Below are 16,985 nucleotides of genomic sequence, written 5' to 3' on the forward strand. Positions count from 1 at the left end.
GGCAAGATTTTCGTAGCCGGAGATCATCCCGAGATCGTGGTCTGCCGATCCGGATATCTGCGGCGTAGGTGGGCGATCAGGACGACGCGGTGGCGAAGGAGGGGAACGCCGGCGCGTCCCGCCATGATGCGCTTCTGAAGTTTCACGTCGGTGATGCGGCCTTCGTTGACGCCGGAGTTGTCGGGGGTCGTGATCCCCTGGACGACCGCGTCCCGGTCCTCGCGCGGGGCTGCCGCAAGCCCGACGAGAGGTGCCAGTCCACTGGCGGTGAGTCGGTTGAGCCAGGCCAGCAGTGGTGTGGCGTCGTGGGTGTCGAGCATGGCGGCGAACTGCCGGACCAGGTCGTGGGTGCGGTGGAGTTCCGGGCAGCGGTGCAGGCGCTCGGCGGTGTGCGGGGGGCCGGTGGGGAGCGGTGACGATCCGGCGTGCGGCCTCGCGTGGGGAGGGCGGTCGTTCGCGCGGCTCGTCCAGGGGCAGTCCGCGCCGCAGGGGCGCGACCGCCATCTTCACGCGCTGGTAGTGGCCCGTGTAGCCCTTGACCGAGAGCTCCTGATGAAGGGCGGTGGCGCTGTGCTCGCCCTCGTCCCAGCGTTGTTGGAGGTAGTCGAGGTACGGATCAGGTGTGGACGGTCGGCGGGGCGGCCGGCGCACGACGTCCTGCCGGGTGCGGGCGCGGGCGTACTTGCGCACCGTGCGGCGGTCCGGGCCGAGTTCGCGGGCCACACTGCTGTGGGAGCGACCGGTGTCGGTGGCCGCGTGCACGGCTTCGAACAGCCGCCGTGCGTGGCGGCCGGCGCGTGTGTCCACCGTGGTTGCCGCCCCGTCGGGTTCCGGGGCGGTGTCCTCGGGTTCCGGCAGCGCGGCGGGCAGGCAGCCGCAGTGGGCGGAGGCGACATCCCTCACGCGCCGGGACAGGCCCTGCCGGATATGAAAACGGTCGCTGACCTGGAGGGCGTCGGGAGCGCCCGCGGCGCTGCCTTGCCGGTAGGCGAGTGACCCGTCGCGGCAGGCGATCTCGACGCCGGGGTGCCCACGCAACCATCGGCCGAGCTGTTCGGCTTCCCGGCCTTCCCGGAGGGTGAGCGGGAGCCGGGTGGTGGCGTCCACCAGGAGGGTGCCGTAGGTGTCCAGTACAGCGCGAAGTCGTCCACCTCCAGGACGCGGGGTGTGACGAGCGGGGGGAGCGGCATGCGCATCAGCTGGGCGAGCACGGTACTTCGCGAGAGCGCGACGTCGACGACCCGCAGCATCCGGCCCCGCCGCGGCCCGCCAGGAGGATGCCGACCTCCTCGACCACGCGCTGCAGCAGCGGAGTGCGTCGTTGGCAGCGCTCGGTCCACCCCGGCACCTGTTCGGCGAAGGTCACCTTCGGGCAGGACGGATTCTCGCAGTACAGACGGCGCACACTCAGGTCGATCCGCACCGGCCGACCCCCGACCGCGGTATCTGCAAGGTGACGCACGTAGCGACTGTGGCTCCACTCGCTCGGCACACCACACCCCGTACACGTCGCTGCGGCACGGGAGTTCGTGCGAGCCCGGATCCCGATCACGGGGCCCGTGAGATCGGTCGAGGTCACCAGGACGTCGGCCAAGTTCGGTATCAATTGCGACAGTTCGATAGAACATAGTCAGAGGTTTCCCGCCGCCGACCCGGCAGACCATCATCTCGGGATGATCTCCGGCTACGAAAATCTTGCCAGAGTCGCATTCATTGGTACGCCGACAGCGGGGTCGTTGATCCATGCGGTGGTGGGGATCTCGGGTGGTGTGGGGCGTCGTCCGAAGCGTTCGGGGTGGGCGGCATACGCGTCGGGCGGGGTCACGGCTCGCTGGTCGCGGACCTGATCGGCGGTGCCGAAGTGCACGGAAGCGGGTGTGTGGTAGCCGATCCCGGAGTGTCGGTGCTCGTGGTTGTAGTGGGCGATGAGCGCCTCGAAACAACTCGCGGGCGTGCGCGAGCGAGTCGAAGGAGGCGGGAAAGTCTCCCGTGTACTTGACGGTAGTGCGCCTCGCTGTAGGGGTTGTCGTTGGGGACCCTCGGCCGGGGAGGGCTCCGGGCGATCCCGAGGTCGAGCAGGAGTTGGGAGACCTTCCTCGAGGTCATCGACGTTCCGCGGTCGGCGTGGACGATCTCGGGGACGAGACCGTTGCGAGTTATCGTCTCGGCGACGAACTCCCTTGCCCTGTCCGCGGATTCGGCTCTTTCGACGGTGTGGCCGACCACGCTTTCGCGAGGAAGGCCGTTGCCCGGCCGCTCGCCCGGTGAGCGGCGCGATCGCGCCACGAGAAGCGCCGTGAGGTACACCCTCAGGGCGATGCCGCGCGTGACGCCGAACGCGTGGCCGGTGGCCTTTCGCGCGGAGCCGGAAGTCGACAATCCGGGGGGGCGCCCAGGAAACGGGCGGACTCGGATCGATAGGCGAAGGAGGACGCCGCCGCCGACCACCTCGCCATTGACTTGTCGCAATCCTTGACGCATCCTATTGAGGCAAGACATGAGACAAGGGGGCGTCATGTCGAAAGGAACGACTCCCGATGGTGCCCGGTCGATGCGCCCGGCGGATCTCGAGCGGGCCGGCGTGTGGCTGGCCGGGCACGGCCTGGCCGACGTCCGACCGACACCTTTGCTGGCCGCGCGTCTGGCGGCACGGCGAGGTACCCGTCTGGCCGCTCACGTCCTGCTGGCCATGTTCGTCATGGTGGTCGCCCTCCTCTACGTCACCGACCGGCCCGCCGACGCCGCGGATGACGGGTCCGGGCCCTACCGGCACTGGTCGTTGCCGGTCCTGACGGCGACGGTGGCCGCTCTGGTGCTGGCCCAGTCGCTGCTGGACAGGTGGGTACGGCGGGTCGATCTACGGGCCGGCGCGACGTTGCCGCGACGGGTCGCCCACCCGGTCCGGCTCGGCTGGCGCACCGTTCTCGGCGTGCCGCGTGCCGCGTGTGCGGTTGCCACGTTCGCGGGCGCGACGGCGTTGGCGATCGCCGCCCTTACCGTGCGGGACTCCACCGCGCGCTACGCGGCTCTCGTCCTGCTCATCGCCCTGTGCGGGGTCGCGGTCGGCATGGTCGTGCAGTTGCGCCATATTCTGACGCACCCGGTCGTGGCCGACGACGAGGTCTCGCTGACCGCCGACGTCATCATGCGGGTCGAGGACGCCCGCGAGGTTGCCACGCCCACCGTGGTGTGGTGCCTGCCGGTTGCGTCGGTGTTCGACACCGCGCTCGGCTGGTGGAACGCCGCCTGGCTCGTCTTCGTCCTCCTGGGCGCCGTCACGCTCGCCCTGATCACCGTGCGGACCGCGCGGAGCAGCACGGTGGCGCGGCACGGCACGAGCGGCCGGTGAACCGGTGATCGTCATCGAGTCGGCCTCGCCCGTCCCGCCGTTCGAGCAGCTCCGCGCGCAGCTCGCCCGGCAGATCCGGGACCACACGCTAGCCGTGGGCACCCGGCTGCCGACCATCCGTCGCCTGGCCGCGGACCTCGGCCTGGCCGCCAACACCGTCGGCCGGGCCTACCGGGAGTTGGAGGAGGCAGGGCTGATCGAGACCCGCAGAGCGGCCGGCTCGTTCGTGGCCGCGGCCGGCGAGGAGGGACGCGAACGGGCACGCCGCGCCGCCGCCGAGTACGCCGCCGTCATCGCCGGTACCGGCATCGACGCAACCGAGGCCATCCGCATCGTCCGAGCGGCACTGACCAACGGCACCGCGACATCGCCCTCGTCCTGACCGAGAGGGGCGACGGGGCCCGGCTGGACGACGTCGGCCTGGACGTCGCCGCCCGTGGGAGCGGGATCGGGTGGTGGGTCGCCCGGCAGCGATCGGGGTGGGACCGGCTCAACCAGGCACAGCGCGAACAGTAGTTCGCATTGGGGCCGACTGCGTCGGGACGGTCGACACCGCGGCCGATGCCTCGGCGGCGACGATGCCGACGCAGGGTTGGCCATGGCGCGTGCATTCGCGCGCAGGCACGCCACACTTGCCGCGCCGATCGATGCCGTGGTCGACGGATACCCGATCGGGAAGTGGTTGGAGAACCGGCGGGCCCAGGACCGGCGGGGCGGCCTGGCCGCCGGGCGCCGCGTGAGGCTCAACGCCCTGGACGAGGGCGAGGAGTGGCACCCGGCGCACTGGCCCGTCGCGTGGCAGCGCCACGCCCCCACGTCGCCCTGAACCAGCGCGGCGCCCTCGTGAGCATGAGGCGATCCGTCGGCACCGAGAGCGCCGAAACCCGAGTACTCGCCCCGGGGTTGCCGTGGAACGACCTGCGGAAGCGAGTCGTCCCCAAGCGTTCGGGTGTGGGCGCGGCCCATCTCTGGAAACACTACGGGGAGTAGCTGCGAAGTACCGGTCGATGTCGCCGCAGGGTGGACGAGTGGCACGTGCCTGCCGGTTGGATTCGACACAGTGCCTTGACGCTCACGTTCCGGGGCTTCCAGTGCCGCGTCCGGCAACGTTTGCCCCGTCGCGGTGTCCGGTGCGGTGCCTCGGCGTGCCGCCGGAACGAGCCTCGTACCCGTCGTACTCGGCCGTTTCGGCGGTGCGGCGAGAGGCCGTGCCGGGCGCCGCGACGGGGTGAACGTTGCCGGACGCGGCACTAGGCCGCGTATCCAGTTGAGATCAACAGGTGCTCCGGCTGAGGTCCTTGAGCCAGATCATTGCGGCGCGAAGGTGGAGGCCGGCGAGGTAGCTCTCGGGGGTTTTGTCATAGCGGGTCGCGATGCCTCTCCATGCCTTCAGCTTGTTGATCAGGCACTCGACCGTGTTCCGTTCCTTGTAGAGGTCGGCGTCGTGGCGGACGGGCCTGCCGCCGCCACTGCCCTTCCTCTTGCGGTTGGCGGCCTGGTCGTCCTTTTCCGGGATGACCGCCTTGATCCGGCGTTTCCACAGGTGGGCGCGGTTGCCGCGGGAGGAGTAGGCCTTGTCCCCGGCGACCGCGTCAGGCCGGGTGCGGGGGCGCCCGACGGGCCCGCGGACCCGTATCCTCCCGAGGACGGGGACGAACTGCGGGCTGTCGGCTGCCTGTCCCGGGGTCGGGACGAACGCCAACGGCCGGCCGTTCCGGTCGCAGGCGAGGTGGATCTTCGTGGTCTGCCCGCCCCGCGAGCGTCCGAGCAGGGCGGCCCTCAGCCGGATTCGGTGACGGCGCCGGACGCGTCGTCGTTCCTCCCGGTCCGGGTCGATTCCGACTTCGTTCCCGTCTCGTCCCTCCGGCCCGCCCCCTTTTGTCGCGCCTTCTCCTCCTCTGCCGCGGCCTTCTCCAGGGCGGTGAGCGTGTCGGGGTCGAGATGCACCCCGGCGGCGTCGTGGTGTGCCCGGACGGTGGTCGAGTCCACGCTCACCAGCGACGGATCCACCCCGCCCCGTCTCGCGGCCTCCGCGATCAGGCCCTCCGGCAGGGCCTCGAAGACACCGGCGTCGCGCCACTGCCGGAAACGGTTGTGCACGGTCGGCCACGCACCGAACCGCTCCGGCACCTCACGCCACTGCGCACCCGTCCGGAACTTCCGGATCACGCCCTCGAACTGCTGCCGCAGCCGCTCGGGATACGGGCCGTACGCACCGATCGGCAGGTACGGCCCGATGAACTCCCACTCCACGTCCGTCAGTTGCTCTCGCGTCACACCAAGACGATCTACCAGATCACGATCGCCCTGACGACGAATCCCACAGATTGATCACAACCCGATACAGGCCCTAGTGAAGGTTCCGACGTCCTGGGGTCGACTGTCGGAATCGACCAGGGCGAGGGTCATGTTGTTGAGCAGATGTGTCTTGCCGACGCCGTTGCGCCCGATGAGCACATGGATGTTCGTCGGCGGGTCCGACTCGGGTACGACGTCGAGGGAGATCCTCGCTGCTTTGCCTCCCGGCGACGTGGGAGGTTTGTACCGCAGGAGATAGGGCGTCAGGCGTGCGCGCCCGTTGGCCAGACGGTGGAACTGGCCCTCCACCGCCGCCTGCGACACCGAACGCAACAGGGAAGTGCCGGTGACGGGTTCCTCCAAGGCGCGAACGAACCGGGCCGGGTCCAGGGCCACGTCGTTCAGGGCTTCCAGAACCTCGTGTCGGCCGTCGTCCCCGAGCAACTCGGTGAGGTCCAGGTAGTAGCTGTCATCCTGCCCGAGCGAGAAGAAATCCTCACCGAGCCGGATGAAGGACCGCGGCAGGCGCGGTCGCCGTGCCGCTGGCGCGCCGCCACCGGGAAGCGGCTCGGTCGAGAGTTCGACGCCGCTGCTCAGTCCCTGCCCCATGCCGAACTGCCCGATCTTGACCTGACCGATCAGGTGCGTCTCGCCTTCGAACCTGACGTAGAGGACGTATGTCGTCTCGTAGCGAAACCAGTCGTCCCAGTCGTTGGGGACCAGGAAGGCGACCTTCTGCGCCACCCCCGACACCGGCACCGAGTCAACCACTTCGAACTGCACAATCCCGCCCCTCCGGCTTCGCTCCGCCCCCGCTCGGCATCATGCGCCGATGCACACACGACGGCGATGAATCTAGTGATCGGGCAGGCGAGTTGGCGATGGAAACACGTGTAACGCCTCGTTCGTCGCCCGCGCGTCTTCGAAGGCACGAAAGAACACTGACGATCAGGATCACCGCGAAGCCTGATAGTACGACTTCACTGGTGCACGGGGCCCGCTCCCGCAGGCTACGCAAGGCATAGAGCGAAGGGCCCGGCAACCTCGGGCCGCGCTCGGCCGGCTCCCTGCACCATCCCTGTGGCAATGTGCCTGCCCCCCAGCAGGAAAATCCCACCGCGGGGCACGGGCCGGGCGGGCCGACTTCGCTCGGCGAAGGGACCATTTCACGTTGTGAGCCCCGTCGGGGCGGCGTCGGATGTCAAGCCGGTGGTCGTGGAAAACCTTGCCGGGAGGGCGCCAGCCGGGGCACGGGTCTGTTCCCGCGGGCACATCACGCGTAGTCCGTTGAACGTCGCTCCGAGTCCTGGCGCGCCTCGTCCCTCATCGAGGAGGCAGCCCGATGTCCGAGGGTGCTCGTTCCAGTCCGCGTCCGTGGGGTTTGCGTCATCTGACCGGGCACGGCCCCGGGGCGACGGTGAATCTGCTGTACTGCGGCGTCGAGCTCGATCCGGTGACCCAGACCACCCGTTACCGCGACGTCGACGGGCGGATCGTGACGATGAGCGATCACGCCAAGACCGCGCCGGCCACCAACACCATGGAGGCGACCGGCGGTTCGGACGGCAGGGATCCGGGGCAGGGCGGGGCACCGGACCACCGCCCGGTGACGAAGACCGACGAGGATTGAGTACGCATCCGCGCGGGGCGGGGACGTGCCGCCCGGTGCTGGTGTGTGCCCCGCTCGGCGATCGCAGCGCGGACGCCGTGATCGAGGCGCTGGGCCGACGCGGAGTGCCCGTGGCGCGCATCGACCCGGGCGTGGATTTCCCGCTCGGGTCGACCCTGTCCGCCTGCTTCGACCCCGGCCGCGGAATGACGGGCGTACTGGAGACGACGAGTCGTCGCGTCCTTCTGGACACGGTGCGCGCGGTGTATCACCGGCACGCGACGGACTACGGGCCGGCGTTCACGCATTTGTCCGACCAGGACACCCCGTTCGCCGTCGCGCAGGCGCGGCACGGCCTGGGAGGTGTGTTGGCCGCGTTGCCGTGTCTGCACGTGAACCATCCGCACGCGGTGACGGCCGCCTCGTACAAGCCGGTCGGTCTGGCCGCCGCCCTGCGTGTGGGTCTGACCGTGCCGCCGACTCTGATCACCTCGGATCCCGACGCGGCCCGGGCGTTCGCGAAGCGGCACGGGCCGATCGTCTACAAGGTGCTGCGGACCGTGCGCTATCGAGACCCTGACGACCGGCCGCTGACGGTGTGGACGACGGCGGTGGACCCCGGCGACATCGACGACGCCGTTGCCGGAACGGCCCACCTGTTCCAGGCACGGGTGGATGCCGTCGCCGATCTGCGGGTGACGTTCGTAGGTGGGCGGATGTTCGTCGCGCGCATCTACTCGGGCCTGCTGGACTGGCGCAGCGACTACGACCGGCACCGGTACGACGTGGTCGATCTTCCCGAGTCGGTGGCGGCGGCCGTCACCCGGTACATGCGCGATCAACGCCTGTCCTACGGAGCCCTCGACCTCGCTCTCACCGCCTCCGGGGAGCACGTGTTCTACGAGTGCAATCCCCTGGGTCAGTACGGGTGGATCGAGGCGGCGACGGGGATGTCGATCTCGGCGGCGATCGCCGACCTTCTTCAGAACGGATCCCCGACGTGAACGCTCCCTCCTCCCCCGTCTCGGCCGCGGACGCCGTCGCGTTGCGGCGGCGCCTCGCGGACCGGCTGGCCGCGGCCGGTGATCTGCGCGGTCCGGCGTGGCGGGCGGCGGTGGAGGCGGTGCCTAGGGAGGTGTTCGCGCCCGCGTGGTTCGAGCGCGTCGATACCGAGCGGGGCACGATGTGGTCCCCCGTGATCGGGGGCGCCGCGACGTTGGCGCGGGTGTACGAGGACGCCACGCTGGTGACCCAGCTCGACGGCGGGGTGGCCCCCGGGGATGTAGAGGGTCCGGTGTTCGGCGCGCCGTCGTCGTCGTCGACGCTGCCCGGCCTGGTCGTGGGGATGTTGGAGGATCTGGGTGTCGAGGACGGTGATCGCGTTCTGGAGATCGGCAGCGGCACCGGATATTCCACCGCCCTGCTGGCCCGGCGCCTGGGCGACGACCTCGTGACGTCGATCGAGGTCGATCCGGAGACCGCGCGACGGGCGGCCGCGGCTCTGAAAGCGGCCGGATTCGAGCCGCACCTGGTGGTGGGTGACGGCCTCGACGGGGTCCCGGATCGGGCCCCGTTCGATCGGCTGGTCGCGACCTGCTCGGTACGCGAGATCCCGCGCGCGTGGCTGAAGCAGTCCCGGCCCGGCACGGTGATCCTCGCCAACCTCACGGGCTGGCTCTACGCGTTCGGGCAGGCCCGTGTGACGGTGACCGGGCCCGGTCGTGCCGTCGGCGAGTTCCTGTCCGGCACCGTGTCGTTCATGCCCGCCCGCCGGCACTCCCCGCCCGCCCTCGACACCGGGGCGGCCCCGGCCGCCGCAGGCTCGGGCAGGCCCACCGAGCTCGGGCCGGAGATCCTGCGGAACTGGGTCGGCCGATTCGTCCTCCAGGGGGTGTTGCCAAACTCGCAGCAGGTCACCGCGCAGGTCGGCGACGGCCCCTTTCTCGACCACGTCCTGGACGTCGACGGCTCCCACGCCACGCTCCTGCCGCAGGACGACGGATCGTGGCGGGTTCGCGAGGGCGGGCCCCGCCGACTCTGGTCCCTCGCGGAGCGGGCCGTGACCGCGTGGCGGGCCCAGGGTTCGCCGCCCATCGACGCCTTCCGCCTGTCGATCGCCCCCGACCGGCAGACGATCCACCTCCGGATCACTCGCTGAGCTGGGACCTCCCCCGCCTCGAACAGCGGCGCCGCTGACCCGTTCCTCCAGGGCACACGTACGTTTCGGGGCCGGGACTCTCGTCGAGTCCCGGCCCCGAAACGTACGCGGCACCGCCGTTGCGCGTCAGGCGCGTAGTCGGGCACATCGCGCGCGGAACTCGTCCGGACGGCGCACCAGGGGCGAAGAGTTGCAGCCAGGGCCAGCCAGTCCCACACCCGCCCCGTCGGCCGCTGCGGTGCCGAAGCGCTCGTTCGCCATGTGCGCGGTGGCGTGGCACCGCGTCGCGGTTGGCGAGCCATCGGCACACGCCGGCGCTCGTAACCCAGGACCAGGACGTCCAGGCGTGTGCCCTTCACGGACCAGGCGTCCGGATGCGTGGGTCGGGTTGGAGGTATTGCCGCTCGAGGAGGGCGCGTTCGCCGTTGGGCGAACGCACCATCACCCTGTACGGCATCGACATCCGGACAGTGTTCCGCCAGGTCCGGGCGGGTGCGGACGGCAAGAGCGACGTTCCGTCGGAGTCCAACCTGACGAAGTTGGAGCGAAGCAGGACGCCGAACGTTTGGGTCACGCGCTCGTCCCTGGAGGCCGGGGAAGCGAACGGCTCGACAATGCGGTGTCCGGAGCGCTCGCGCGCAGCGTGGAGTGCCCGCGCGTCCGGGGTGATCTCGGCGGCTACCGCCGCACCCACGACCCCGGTCCGACACCGCCGCACCGGGTCCCACCCACCAACGGCCGTCGGAAAGAACGTGGGCCGGCCGTTGGTGAGTCATGTGACGACCCTCAGGCAGGTGGGGCCGTGGGAGAAGGCGGTACCGACTGCGCTGCGGCTACGCTCACTCGCGCCGCAGCGCGAATCTCCGCGTTGTCCGTTCGGCGGATGACGAACAACTTGGCCAGGGCTATCACGCTCGGTCCGGAGAGCACTGCGGCCAGCCACACATGCCCTTCCACACCGACCACCGCCGCCGCCGACATCGTTGCCAGCGCAATGACGAACCCGAACACCTGACCCGTCATCAGCAGCCGGAACGCACGTCGATCCCGGGCCTCCGCAGCTCGTGCCTGCGTCAGATGGACCTCGTGGTCGCGGACCAGCTGCGGCTCGAGCGCCTTGAGCGCGATGCGCATGTGTTCCGGCGGAAGCCCGGCCCACTGTGCCGCGATCACCGCTCCACTGGTTGCCGCACCCACCGGCACAGGACCTCCTGCGGAGGATGGCACCGCCCGCGGTTCCGACCCGGTCACCGTCGACTCCCACCCGGACGCTGGACCCGGGACGGTCGCGCAGCACGGCTCGGGTGGGGCGGCGGCCCCAGAGCGCGAAACAGGCGATCCAGGCCATCGGCGACAACCGCGTACCCTACGAGGCCTGGCGTCGGGGGCGGCATCGGGCGCAGCCGACCGATCGGGTCCACGACACCTGCGGCCGTTGTCGTGTCCGTGTGGTCATCACCCGGCCGACCGGCTTCGGCCGCGTCGAATCGGCTCTCGAGACAGGGAAGGACCCCCCGGCGCAGCAGCGCCGCGTGCCACGCGTCCAGCGCGCGCAGTGCGGAGCCGATCGCGTCGTCCTCCCGGGCGTTGCGCATCGCCCGATCCACCATCGCTGCCGCCGCGCCGACGCCGGCCGTCAACGCCACGGCGGTGCAGGCTGCGGTCGCCAGCAACCACGGTGCGGGGGAGCCGCCGGCGAGCGCAATCACACCGGCCACGGTGGCCAGGGCGATCGCGGCCGCGCCTCCGGCAAGGATCACGAGTGCGCTCCCGAGAGCAATCCGGCCGCTTCTCTCCAACTCGCGCATCGTGACGCCGGCTTCCCGCTCGGCGCGCAGCAGCATCTCGTACTCGGGCCACGCGGCCTCGGCGATGTCGGCGGCGTGGTCCAGTGCGAAGGTCCGCGCCTGTTCCGTGGTGGCCCAGGCCCGTTCCGTGTCGTGACCGGCGTCTTGAGACAGGCGGGCCTGGATCCCGGGAGAGCGCACGGCCTCATCGACGACGTCCTCGAAGTGCCGACGGTGCTCTTCCCTCTGGAACGGTCCGTGTTCGTCCATGCGGCCCCCACCGTGGAACGCGGAGAATCTCCCGTCGGTCAGTGTGCGGCGGGCTCCCGGCCGGGGCCACCGCCTTTGCCAACTCCGTACCCGTGGGCGTCCTCCCCTGTAGTGCACGTACCCGACGATCCACGGAGGAGCGCGGGCTGTGGAGGGGCCCCGGCCAAAGGGGAAAGGCTGTTCGGCATCGATCGCCCGGACACGATGACCGCCCGGGCGAACCTGGCTGCCTCGTATCGCCGGATGGGCCGTACCGAGGAAGCGATCAGGGCTCATGGACGAGTCCTCGCAGACCGTGAACGGTTGCCGGGCGTCGATGATCCCGACACGGTGGCCGCTCGGCGACACCCGGCCGTCTTGTTCCGGGAGACCGGTCACACCCGAAGGAGCGATCGAAAGCGGGGAGCGGATTGCGGCGGACTACGAGCGGTTGCTCGGCGTCGAACATCCCGGCACCGATTCGCCGGTCGACGTTTTCGAGGCCCCGACGCGACGGTTCAGATTTCGTTCGTGTTGCCATGGCGGCTCCCGTCCCCGGCCCGGTTCCCTGGAAAGGCCGGGACCCGGAGCTCTTGCGGAGGAGGGCGTCATCGCAAGGCGACGTCGAGTCGGCGTATCTGCTCGACGAGTTCGGGGGCACCGTCGGTCGCTCCGGCGGCCGCATGGCGCAGGGTCGTCAGGTCGTTGGCCACGCACTCGCGCCGATCGGGGCTGCTTTGTCCGTGGGCGAAACTTTCGAAGTCGGCGAGGGCGTGCGAGTAGTCGTCGAGGGGGGAGAGCACGGCGATCTCGGACGTAGTCAGGGCGGGTCTGCCTCGATCACGTTCCAGGGAGACCGTGAACCGGTAGGCCCACCATCCGCCACCCGCGACGACGGTGTCCGGGCCCAGGGTGAAGGAGATGTTCTCGAAGTTCTTGGGGGCGACCTGCCATCCGGGAAAGTCGACCGTGTGCCTGAAGGGCACCGGCGGCACGGGATCGATGGGGATCCTGACGCTGTAGCCGGGCAGGACCACTCCCTCGCCGCCGATGTTGCGGCAGTCCGCGATCCGGCCGATGTAGGTCACGGTGACGACGGCGTTGCGGATGAACGCGATCTCCGCACTGGTGTTGTGCAGTGAGATGTGGATCTGCGGTTGCCTGGGCATCGGCGCCACGGCGGAACCGTCCTCGGCTTTCCCGGGGACGTCGGCCGCCCCGAAACTCACGTCCGCGACCTCGAGATCGGAAGGCGGGCCGGTGGCTCCCAAAGGGCCCGTGCCGCCGGGGGCGCCCGTCCGACCGCGGGCCCCGTCGGAGTGGTCGTCGAGCAACGGGATCACGTCCGTGACGCTCAGGACGACCAGAGCCAGCACGACGACGGTCGCGATCACACCGGACCACACGGCGGTTCGTCGCCTTCGCGGGGTCGACGGGTGTGTGGCGCCCCGGAAGGGAGTTGCAGGGCGCAGGACGGGGGCAAGTTCGGGGAATTCGCGTAGCAGGGCCCTGGTGCGCAGGACGAACGTCTGCTGGGCGTCGCGGGCGGGTTGGGCGGCGACCATGAGGCCGACCGCTGCGCCGAGGTCGTCGTCCCAGACGGGGCTTCCGCTGAAGCCGGGTCTGACGTGCGCGGCTTCTGTAGTGGTGCGGGAGAGTTGGACCCAGCCGCGGCCGGTGGGGCCGCTGAAGGTCCCCTTGTGCCAGATTCCGTCGGGGTGGTCGTCGGTGAAGCCGACCACCCGGGCCCGGTGGTCCCACACGCTCTCGGCGTCGGCCATTGGCAGCGAAACGGCGCCCGGGAGGACGTCGCGCAGGCGCAGCAGGGCCGCGTCCCCGCTCTGGTCCGCCCGGATCGGCACCCACCGCAGTACCTCGGCCGTCGCCGTGGGAATGACCCCCGTCCCATCGGCCAGCGGCAGGTCGACGACGACATCCGCCCCGATCTCCACCGGGGCGTCGCGGGGCAGGTCCAGTACGTCGGAGACGACGTGGGCGCAGGTGAGGACCAGGTCCGGGGCGACGAGGAAACCCGCGCCGCCGATCGTGCCGTCCGCTCCCCTGACCCGCACCACCGCCGACACGAGCACCGAATCCGGCTCCCGCGCTCCGCTGCCGCCGTCCTTCGCCACCGTGTGCCTCCCCCGTGAACGCGACCCGGCGCCGGGTCAGTTCCCTTGCGTTGCCTGTGGGCCGTTCGCGGGTGGTGCCTGGGCGTCGCGGCGGTGCCAGGTCATGCCGACGGAGAAGTTCGCGGCGACGGACGACCCGGCGATGAGGATCCTCGCGTCCGCGGACAGCGACATGCCGAACTGCAGGGTGGCGTCGTCCGGCGGGTACGCCATCAGGCGACACTGATCCACGAAGGCGTTCGCCACCGGACGGATCACCCCCAGCATCTGCCCGAGCGTCTCCTCCGCCCGCCCCACGCTCCGACCGCCCCGGCCGACCCGCACCAGACTCTCGTCGACCTCGGTCACCTGCACCCGGACGACGTCCTCGCCGTTGCCCAGGGGCACTTCGACGATGTGGGAGGACTGGCGCTCGCTCACCGCGCCACCCCGCCGCCGAGGCGCGCGCACGCCATGAGGGCACCGGTCGTCCCGGCACACCGGCCGCCCGTGTCTCGGGGGTGGGGCTCGGGGTGTCGAAGGCGATGCGGTGTCGAAACGAGGGACATGGTGCTCCATATCGACGTGGCGATAGCGCTCCGCGAAGTCGACCTGACGGAGCGGAGGTTCACCGCGATCGTAACGACGCACAGTCGTCGGGACTCCCCGTTTCCGTAAGGTCACACAACCCGAACGAAGTCGTCGCCGACGGCCGTGGTGGTTCGCCACGACTCCCCGCTGCCAGCTGCCGGTACCGGTCGGGGATCGACACGATGCAGGCCGGCCCGCTCGCACGCGGCGACCGGTCGTCTCCTACGCGCCGGGGTGCACACGCAACGCTCCCTGCTCCGTGTCGCACCCGCCGTTCGATTCCCCGCATCCGGTGCCGGCACGGAGCGGTCGTCGAAGCCGGCTCGGCCCGCGTCGGCGATTCCCTCGGCGAGCCGCAGGATCCGGCCGGCAAGACGTGCCTGCCGCCGGTCCCCCGAGTCGCGACTCCGCCCGAGCGCGGCGTCGAGCCGACCGGCGCCAAGTGAGTGCGGTCGAGGCGTGTCGGAGGGACCGCGGTGGCCGGACTGCGGCCCCGCCCGGTTTCGAGCGGTGCCCGTTCGCCCCGTCTCCTTCGTTTCTCCGGGTGGCGGGCTCGACTCGGGGTGCCACGGGCGTGTTCATCGCCGTCGAAACCAGGCGAGTACACCTCGGCGAGTGGGGCGACGGGGTGCTTCGGGTGCTGTCGGCGCTGCGGGTACCGACCGGGGAGGCGGCGCATCCGGGCGCGGTGGAGGTGTCGACGGTCGTGGTGGGGTCGGCGTACTGGTCTATCTGGCTCTGACACGAAAATGGTGAAGACTCGTACAGGTCAGGCGGTTGCGATGGGATCGAAGCGGATGGTGAAGCCGAGGCGGTTGGCTTCCTTGATCATGCGGCGCATGGCGCGTTCGGGATTGCGGCGGGCGAAGTGGTCGGCGCCGAGTTCGCGGTAGGGGGCGTGGTCGTTCAGGACGTGCCAGATGGCAATCGCGATCTTGTGCATGACGGCGACCAGGGCGCGTTTCCCGCCCCGACGGGCCGAGATGCGGCGGAAGAACACCGACAGGTACGACTCCTTGTTGCGGATCGCGGCCATGGCTGCGACTCCAAGCAGGCGCTTGAGGTTGCCGTTGCCGTGTCGGGTGCGCCCGGATCTGCTCACCCCGGCCGACTCGTTCTGCCTCGGGCAGACGCCGATCCACGAGGCGAGGTGCTGGGCGGCGGCGAACGGCGCCATGTCCCCGCCGGTCTCCGCGATGATCACCTCGGCCGCGAGGCGACCGACCCCGGGAATGGTGTCCAGGAGGTCCAGGTCGCGCTCCCGCTCGGCCAACAGAGTGGCGATGCGCGTGTCGAACGCGGTGGCGGCGGATCGCAGGCGGTCGATCTCGTCGAGGTAATGGCGGACCATGAAGGCATGGTGGTCGGTGAAATCCCCGTCCAATGCCTCGATCAGGGCGGGAATCTTGGCACGGGCCTTGCCGACGGCGAGGTCCGCGAGCCGTTCGGGGTCACGCTCGCCCGCGATCGGCGCCTCCAGGATGGCCCGGACCGAGACGCCGACCACGTCGGTCAGGACCAAGGTGAGCTTCATACCGGTGTCCTCGAGTTCCTTCTCCAGCCGCTGGGCCTCCCAGCCCACAGCGCGCACGATCTCGGTGCGCCGACGGGTCGGGTCACGCAGATCACGCACCGCGCGCTCGGGCACGAACGAGGCCATCACCATCCCGGACGCACCGGCCCGGGCCGGGAACGCCGCGTCGCTCGGGTCGGTCTTACGGCCCCGAATGCCCTTGAGATGGGCGGGGTTGACCAGCATCAGGTTCAGGTGCGGTTGCAGCAGGTAGTACAGCCCACGCCAGTAGTCGGACGTGGCCTCCATGACCACCACCTCGACCCGACGTTCGACCAGCCACGCCAGCAGGCGCCGCAACTCGGCCCGGGTGGTGCCGAACCTCTCCGTCTCCAGACTCCAGGTCCCGGTCCGCGCCGGATTCGGGGTCCGCGCGCAGGCCGACAGGAACCGCTTGCCCAGGTCCACGCCCGCAGACCGCAGATGGATGACCTCGTCCTTCACGTCCTGCCGCACCATGGTCCACTCCCGACACACGAGTGAAAGAGCGGACGCCCCGGAGGGGTCAAGGGAAGACTCGGAATCTGACACGCGTGCTCCCGGCGGCGAGGAACGCCACCATGGCGACAAACCGTGGTTCCCCGGGCTGACCCCCATCGCCATCCTGGCAAACGAGTTCACCGACATCGCAGAGCAACCGGCTGACCGAGGCACCCGCCTCATTTTCTCGTCCCCGAGGTGATCAGCGCAGCCACTCAGGCGGTCCTGGCAAGATTTTCGTAGCCGGAGATCACTTCTGAGAGTGGAGGTGATCTCCCCCAAGCGCACTCATGCGGTGCCGTCTCGGGATGCGGGTCGAGGGGCTCCCGACGACACGTAGCGGTGGCCCAGTTTGAAGAGGCGGGGTCAGTCGTCGCTGGGCGTCATGTCGTATTCGCCGACGTCCAGATCCGCGCCGGTTGCGGCGAGGAAGTCCACCACCACGCGGCCCAGGCGCCAGCCGAAGAGGTTCGTGTCGTCCACTGAGCTGGAGGGCTTCTCGTCATGCCGGTTGAAGAAGCGTTCAACCTGGAGAATCGTGCCCCAGGGGCCTTCCTCGGCGCCGCACCGCCCGGTCCGCGCACACCACCCGCGCCAACGTCGTCTTCCCGAAACCACCGGCACCGTGCACACCCGTCGTGATGCCGACCGTGGCGCGCCCGGCCGCACACACCGCCGCGACCACTTCCGCACCCTGCGCGCGCCACCCACCAGTCCTCCACCGGCGGCAGCGCTGGTGCCAGCGGATCCCCCGCGTCCGCGGCCGGGCGTTGCACCAGC

15 protein-coding genes and 3 pseudogenes are annotated in these 16,985 nt (G+C 70.3%); 8 read left to right on the top strand and 10 right to left on the bottom strand.

Going from position 1 to position 16,985, the window contains the following annotated elements:
• Positions 1-23 precede the first annotated feature (23 nt).
• The 3 genes and pseudogenes from ACWGR4_RS30620 to ACWGR4_RS30630 all read right to left on the bottom strand — a co-directional run bounded on the left by ACWGR4_RS30620 (position 24) and on the right by ACWGR4_RS30630 (position 1,462).
• The gene (locus ACWGR4_RS30620; protein ID WP_452129512.1) at positions 24-320 is read right to left on the bottom strand and encodes a hypothetical protein; all 297 of its coding nucleotides are present in this window, start codon (positions 318-320) and stop codon (positions 24-26) included.
• Positions 321-951: 631 nt separating this feature from the next.
• Positions 952-1,107: pseudogene (locus ACWGR4_RS30625) on the bottom strand (ISL3 family transposase); the annotation flags it as partial.
• Between the two features lie 88 nt (positions 1,108-1,195).
• Positions 1,196-1,462, bottom strand: a complete 267-nt coding sequence (locus ACWGR4_RS30630; protein WP_452129460.1) for a hypothetical protein — start codon at positions 1,460-1,462, stop codon at positions 1,196-1,198.
• Positions 1,463-2,515: 1,053 nt separating this feature from the next.
• Between ACWGR4_RS30630 and ACWGR4_RS30635 the strand changes: the two genes are divergently transcribed.
• The 3 genes from ACWGR4_RS30635 (at position 2,516) to ACWGR4_RS30645 (ending at position 4,175) form a co-directional block, all read left to right on the top strand.
• Complete coding sequence (locus ACWGR4_RS30635; protein WP_452129459.1) at positions 2,516-3,349, top strand: hypothetical protein; 834 nt, start codon at positions 2,516-2,518, stop codon at positions 3,347-3,349.
• A 4-nt stretch (positions 3,350-3,353) separates the two neighbouring features.
• Positions 3,354-3,731: a GntR family transcriptional regulator gene (locus tag ACWGR4_RS30640; protein ID WP_452129458.1), complete on the top strand. Its 378-nt coding sequence runs from the start codon at positions 3,354-3,356 to the stop codon at positions 3,729-3,731.
• Between the two features lie 216 nt (positions 3,732-3,947).
• Positions 3,948-4,175 (top strand): helicase associated domain-containing protein, encoded by a 228-nt coding sequence (locus ACWGR4_RS30645; RefSeq protein ID WP_452129457.1) that lies wholly within the window; start codon positions 3,948-3,950, stop codon positions 4,173-4,175.
• A 447-nt stretch (positions 4,176-4,622) separates the two neighbouring features.
• On the opposite strand, the pseudogene ACWGR4_RS30650 reads toward ACWGR4_RS30645, so the two are convergent.
• A pseudogene (locus ACWGR4_RS30650) lies at positions 4,623-5,626 on the bottom strand (IS5 family transposase).
• Between the two features lie 54 nt (positions 5,627-5,680).
• A complete protein-coding gene (locus tag ACWGR4_RS30655; protein WP_452129456.1) occupies positions 5,681-6,430 on the bottom strand; it encodes a hypothetical protein in 750 nt (249 codons plus the stop codon).
• Between the two features lie 559 nt (positions 6,431-6,989).
• On the opposite strand from ACWGR4_RS30655, the gene tgmA reads away from it, so the two are divergent.
• Genes tgmA through tgmC form a run of 3 tightly spaced genes read left to right on the top strand, consistent with a single transcriptional unit; the run spans position 6,990 to position 9,414 of the window.
• Complete coding sequence (tgmA, locus tag ACWGR4_RS30660; RefSeq protein ID WP_452129455.1) at positions 6,990-7,277, top strand: putative ATP-grasp-modified RiPP; 288 nt, start codon at positions 6,990-6,992, stop codon at positions 7,275-7,277.
• Entirely contained in the window at positions 7,274-8,260 is a 987-nt protein-coding gene (gene tgmB, locus ACWGR4_RS30665) for an ATP-grasp ribosomal peptide maturase (protein ID WP_452129454.1), read from the top strand. Before tgmA ends, tgmB begins: the two co-directional genes overlap by 4 nt.
• Complete coding sequence (gene tgmC, locus ACWGR4_RS30670) at positions 8,257-9,414, top strand: ATP-grasp peptide maturase system methyltransferase (protein WP_452129453.1); 1,158 nt, start codon at positions 8,257-8,259, stop codon at positions 9,412-9,414. The genes tgmB and tgmC overlap by 4 nt, the downstream gene beginning before the upstream one ends.
• Positions 9,415-10,200: 786 nt before the next feature.
• Here the strand turns inward: tgmC and ACWGR4_RS30675 are convergent.
• Positions 10,201-10,611 carry a hypothetical protein gene (locus ACWGR4_RS30675; protein ID WP_452132990.1) on the bottom strand — a complete coding sequence of 137 codons (411 nt, stop codon included), beginning with the start codon at positions 10,609-10,611 and terminating at the stop codon, positions 10,201-10,203.
• 50 nt (positions 10,612-10,661) lie between these two features.
• Positions 10,662-11,471 carry a hypothetical protein gene (locus tag ACWGR4_RS30680; protein WP_452132992.1) on the bottom strand — a complete coding sequence of 270 codons (810 nt, stop codon included), beginning with the start codon at positions 11,469-11,471 and terminating at the stop codon, positions 10,662-10,664.
• A 204-nt stretch (positions 11,472-11,675) separates the two neighbouring features.
• On the opposite strand from ACWGR4_RS30680, the pseudogene ACWGR4_RS30685 reads away from it, so the two are divergent.
• Positions 11,676-11,843, top strand: a pseudogene (locus tag ACWGR4_RS30685) (tetratricopeptide repeat protein); the annotation flags it as partial.
• A gap of 215 nt (positions 11,844-12,058) precedes the next feature.
• On the opposite strand, the gene ACWGR4_RS30690 reads toward ACWGR4_RS30685, so the two are convergent.
• On the bottom strand, positions 12,059-13,582 hold the full coding sequence (locus ACWGR4_RS30690; RefSeq protein ID WP_452132989.1) for a S1 family peptidase: 1,524 nt from the start codon (positions 13,580-13,582) through the stop codon (positions 12,059-12,061).
• A gap of 36 nt (positions 13,583-13,618) precedes the next feature.
• Entirely contained in the window at positions 13,619-14,002 is a 384-nt protein-coding gene (locus ACWGR4_RS30695) for a CU044_2847 family protein (RefSeq protein WP_452132988.1), read from the bottom strand.
• Positions 14,003-14,726: 724 nt separating this feature from the next.
• Here ACWGR4_RS30695 and ACWGR4_RS30700 point away from each other — a divergent pair.
• Positions 14,727-14,894: a hypothetical protein gene (locus tag ACWGR4_RS30700; RefSeq protein ID WP_452132987.1), complete on the top strand. Its 168-nt coding sequence runs from the start codon at positions 14,727-14,729 to the stop codon at positions 14,892-14,894.
• A gap of 27 nt (positions 14,895-14,921) precedes the next feature.
• Here ACWGR4_RS30700 and ACWGR4_RS30705 read toward each other — a convergent pair whose 3' ends face one another.
• Positions 14,922-16,184: an IS110 family transposase gene (locus ACWGR4_RS30705; protein WP_452132986.1), complete on the bottom strand. Its 1,263-nt coding sequence runs from the start codon at positions 16,182-16,184 to the stop codon at positions 14,922-14,924.
• Positions 16,185-16,985: the final 801 nt, after the last annotated feature.

It is taken from the genome of Embleya sp. NPDC055664 (genome assembly GCF_053618075.1).

What these genes read in the sequence shown, in the direction of transcription:
- ACWGR4_RS30620 (WP_452129512.1), bottom strand. Translation starts at nt 320, where the DNA reads ATGCTCGACACCCACGACGCCACACCACTGCTGGCCTGGCTCAACCGA.
- ACWGR4_RS30635 (WP_452129459.1), top strand. Translation starts at nt 2,516, where the DNA reads ATGTCGAAAGGAACGACTCCCGATGGTGCCCGGTCGATGCGCCCGGCG.
- ACWGR4_RS30645 (WP_452129457.1), top strand. Translation starts at nt 3,948, where the DNA reads ATGGCGCGTGCATTCGCGCGCAGGCACGCCACACTTGCCGCGCCGATC.
- tgmA (WP_452129455.1), top strand. Translation starts at nt 6,990, where the DNA reads ATGTCCGAGGGTGCTCGTTCCAGTCCGCGTCCGTGGGGTTTGCGTCAT.
- ACWGR4_RS30680 (WP_452132992.1), bottom strand. Translation starts at nt 11,471, where the DNA reads ATGGACGAACACGGACCGTTCCAGAGGGAAGAGCACCGTCGGCACTTC.
- ACWGR4_RS30705 (WP_452132986.1), bottom strand. Translation starts at nt 16,184, where the DNA reads ATGGTGCGGCAGGACGTGAAGGACGAGGTCATCCATCTGCGGTCTGCG.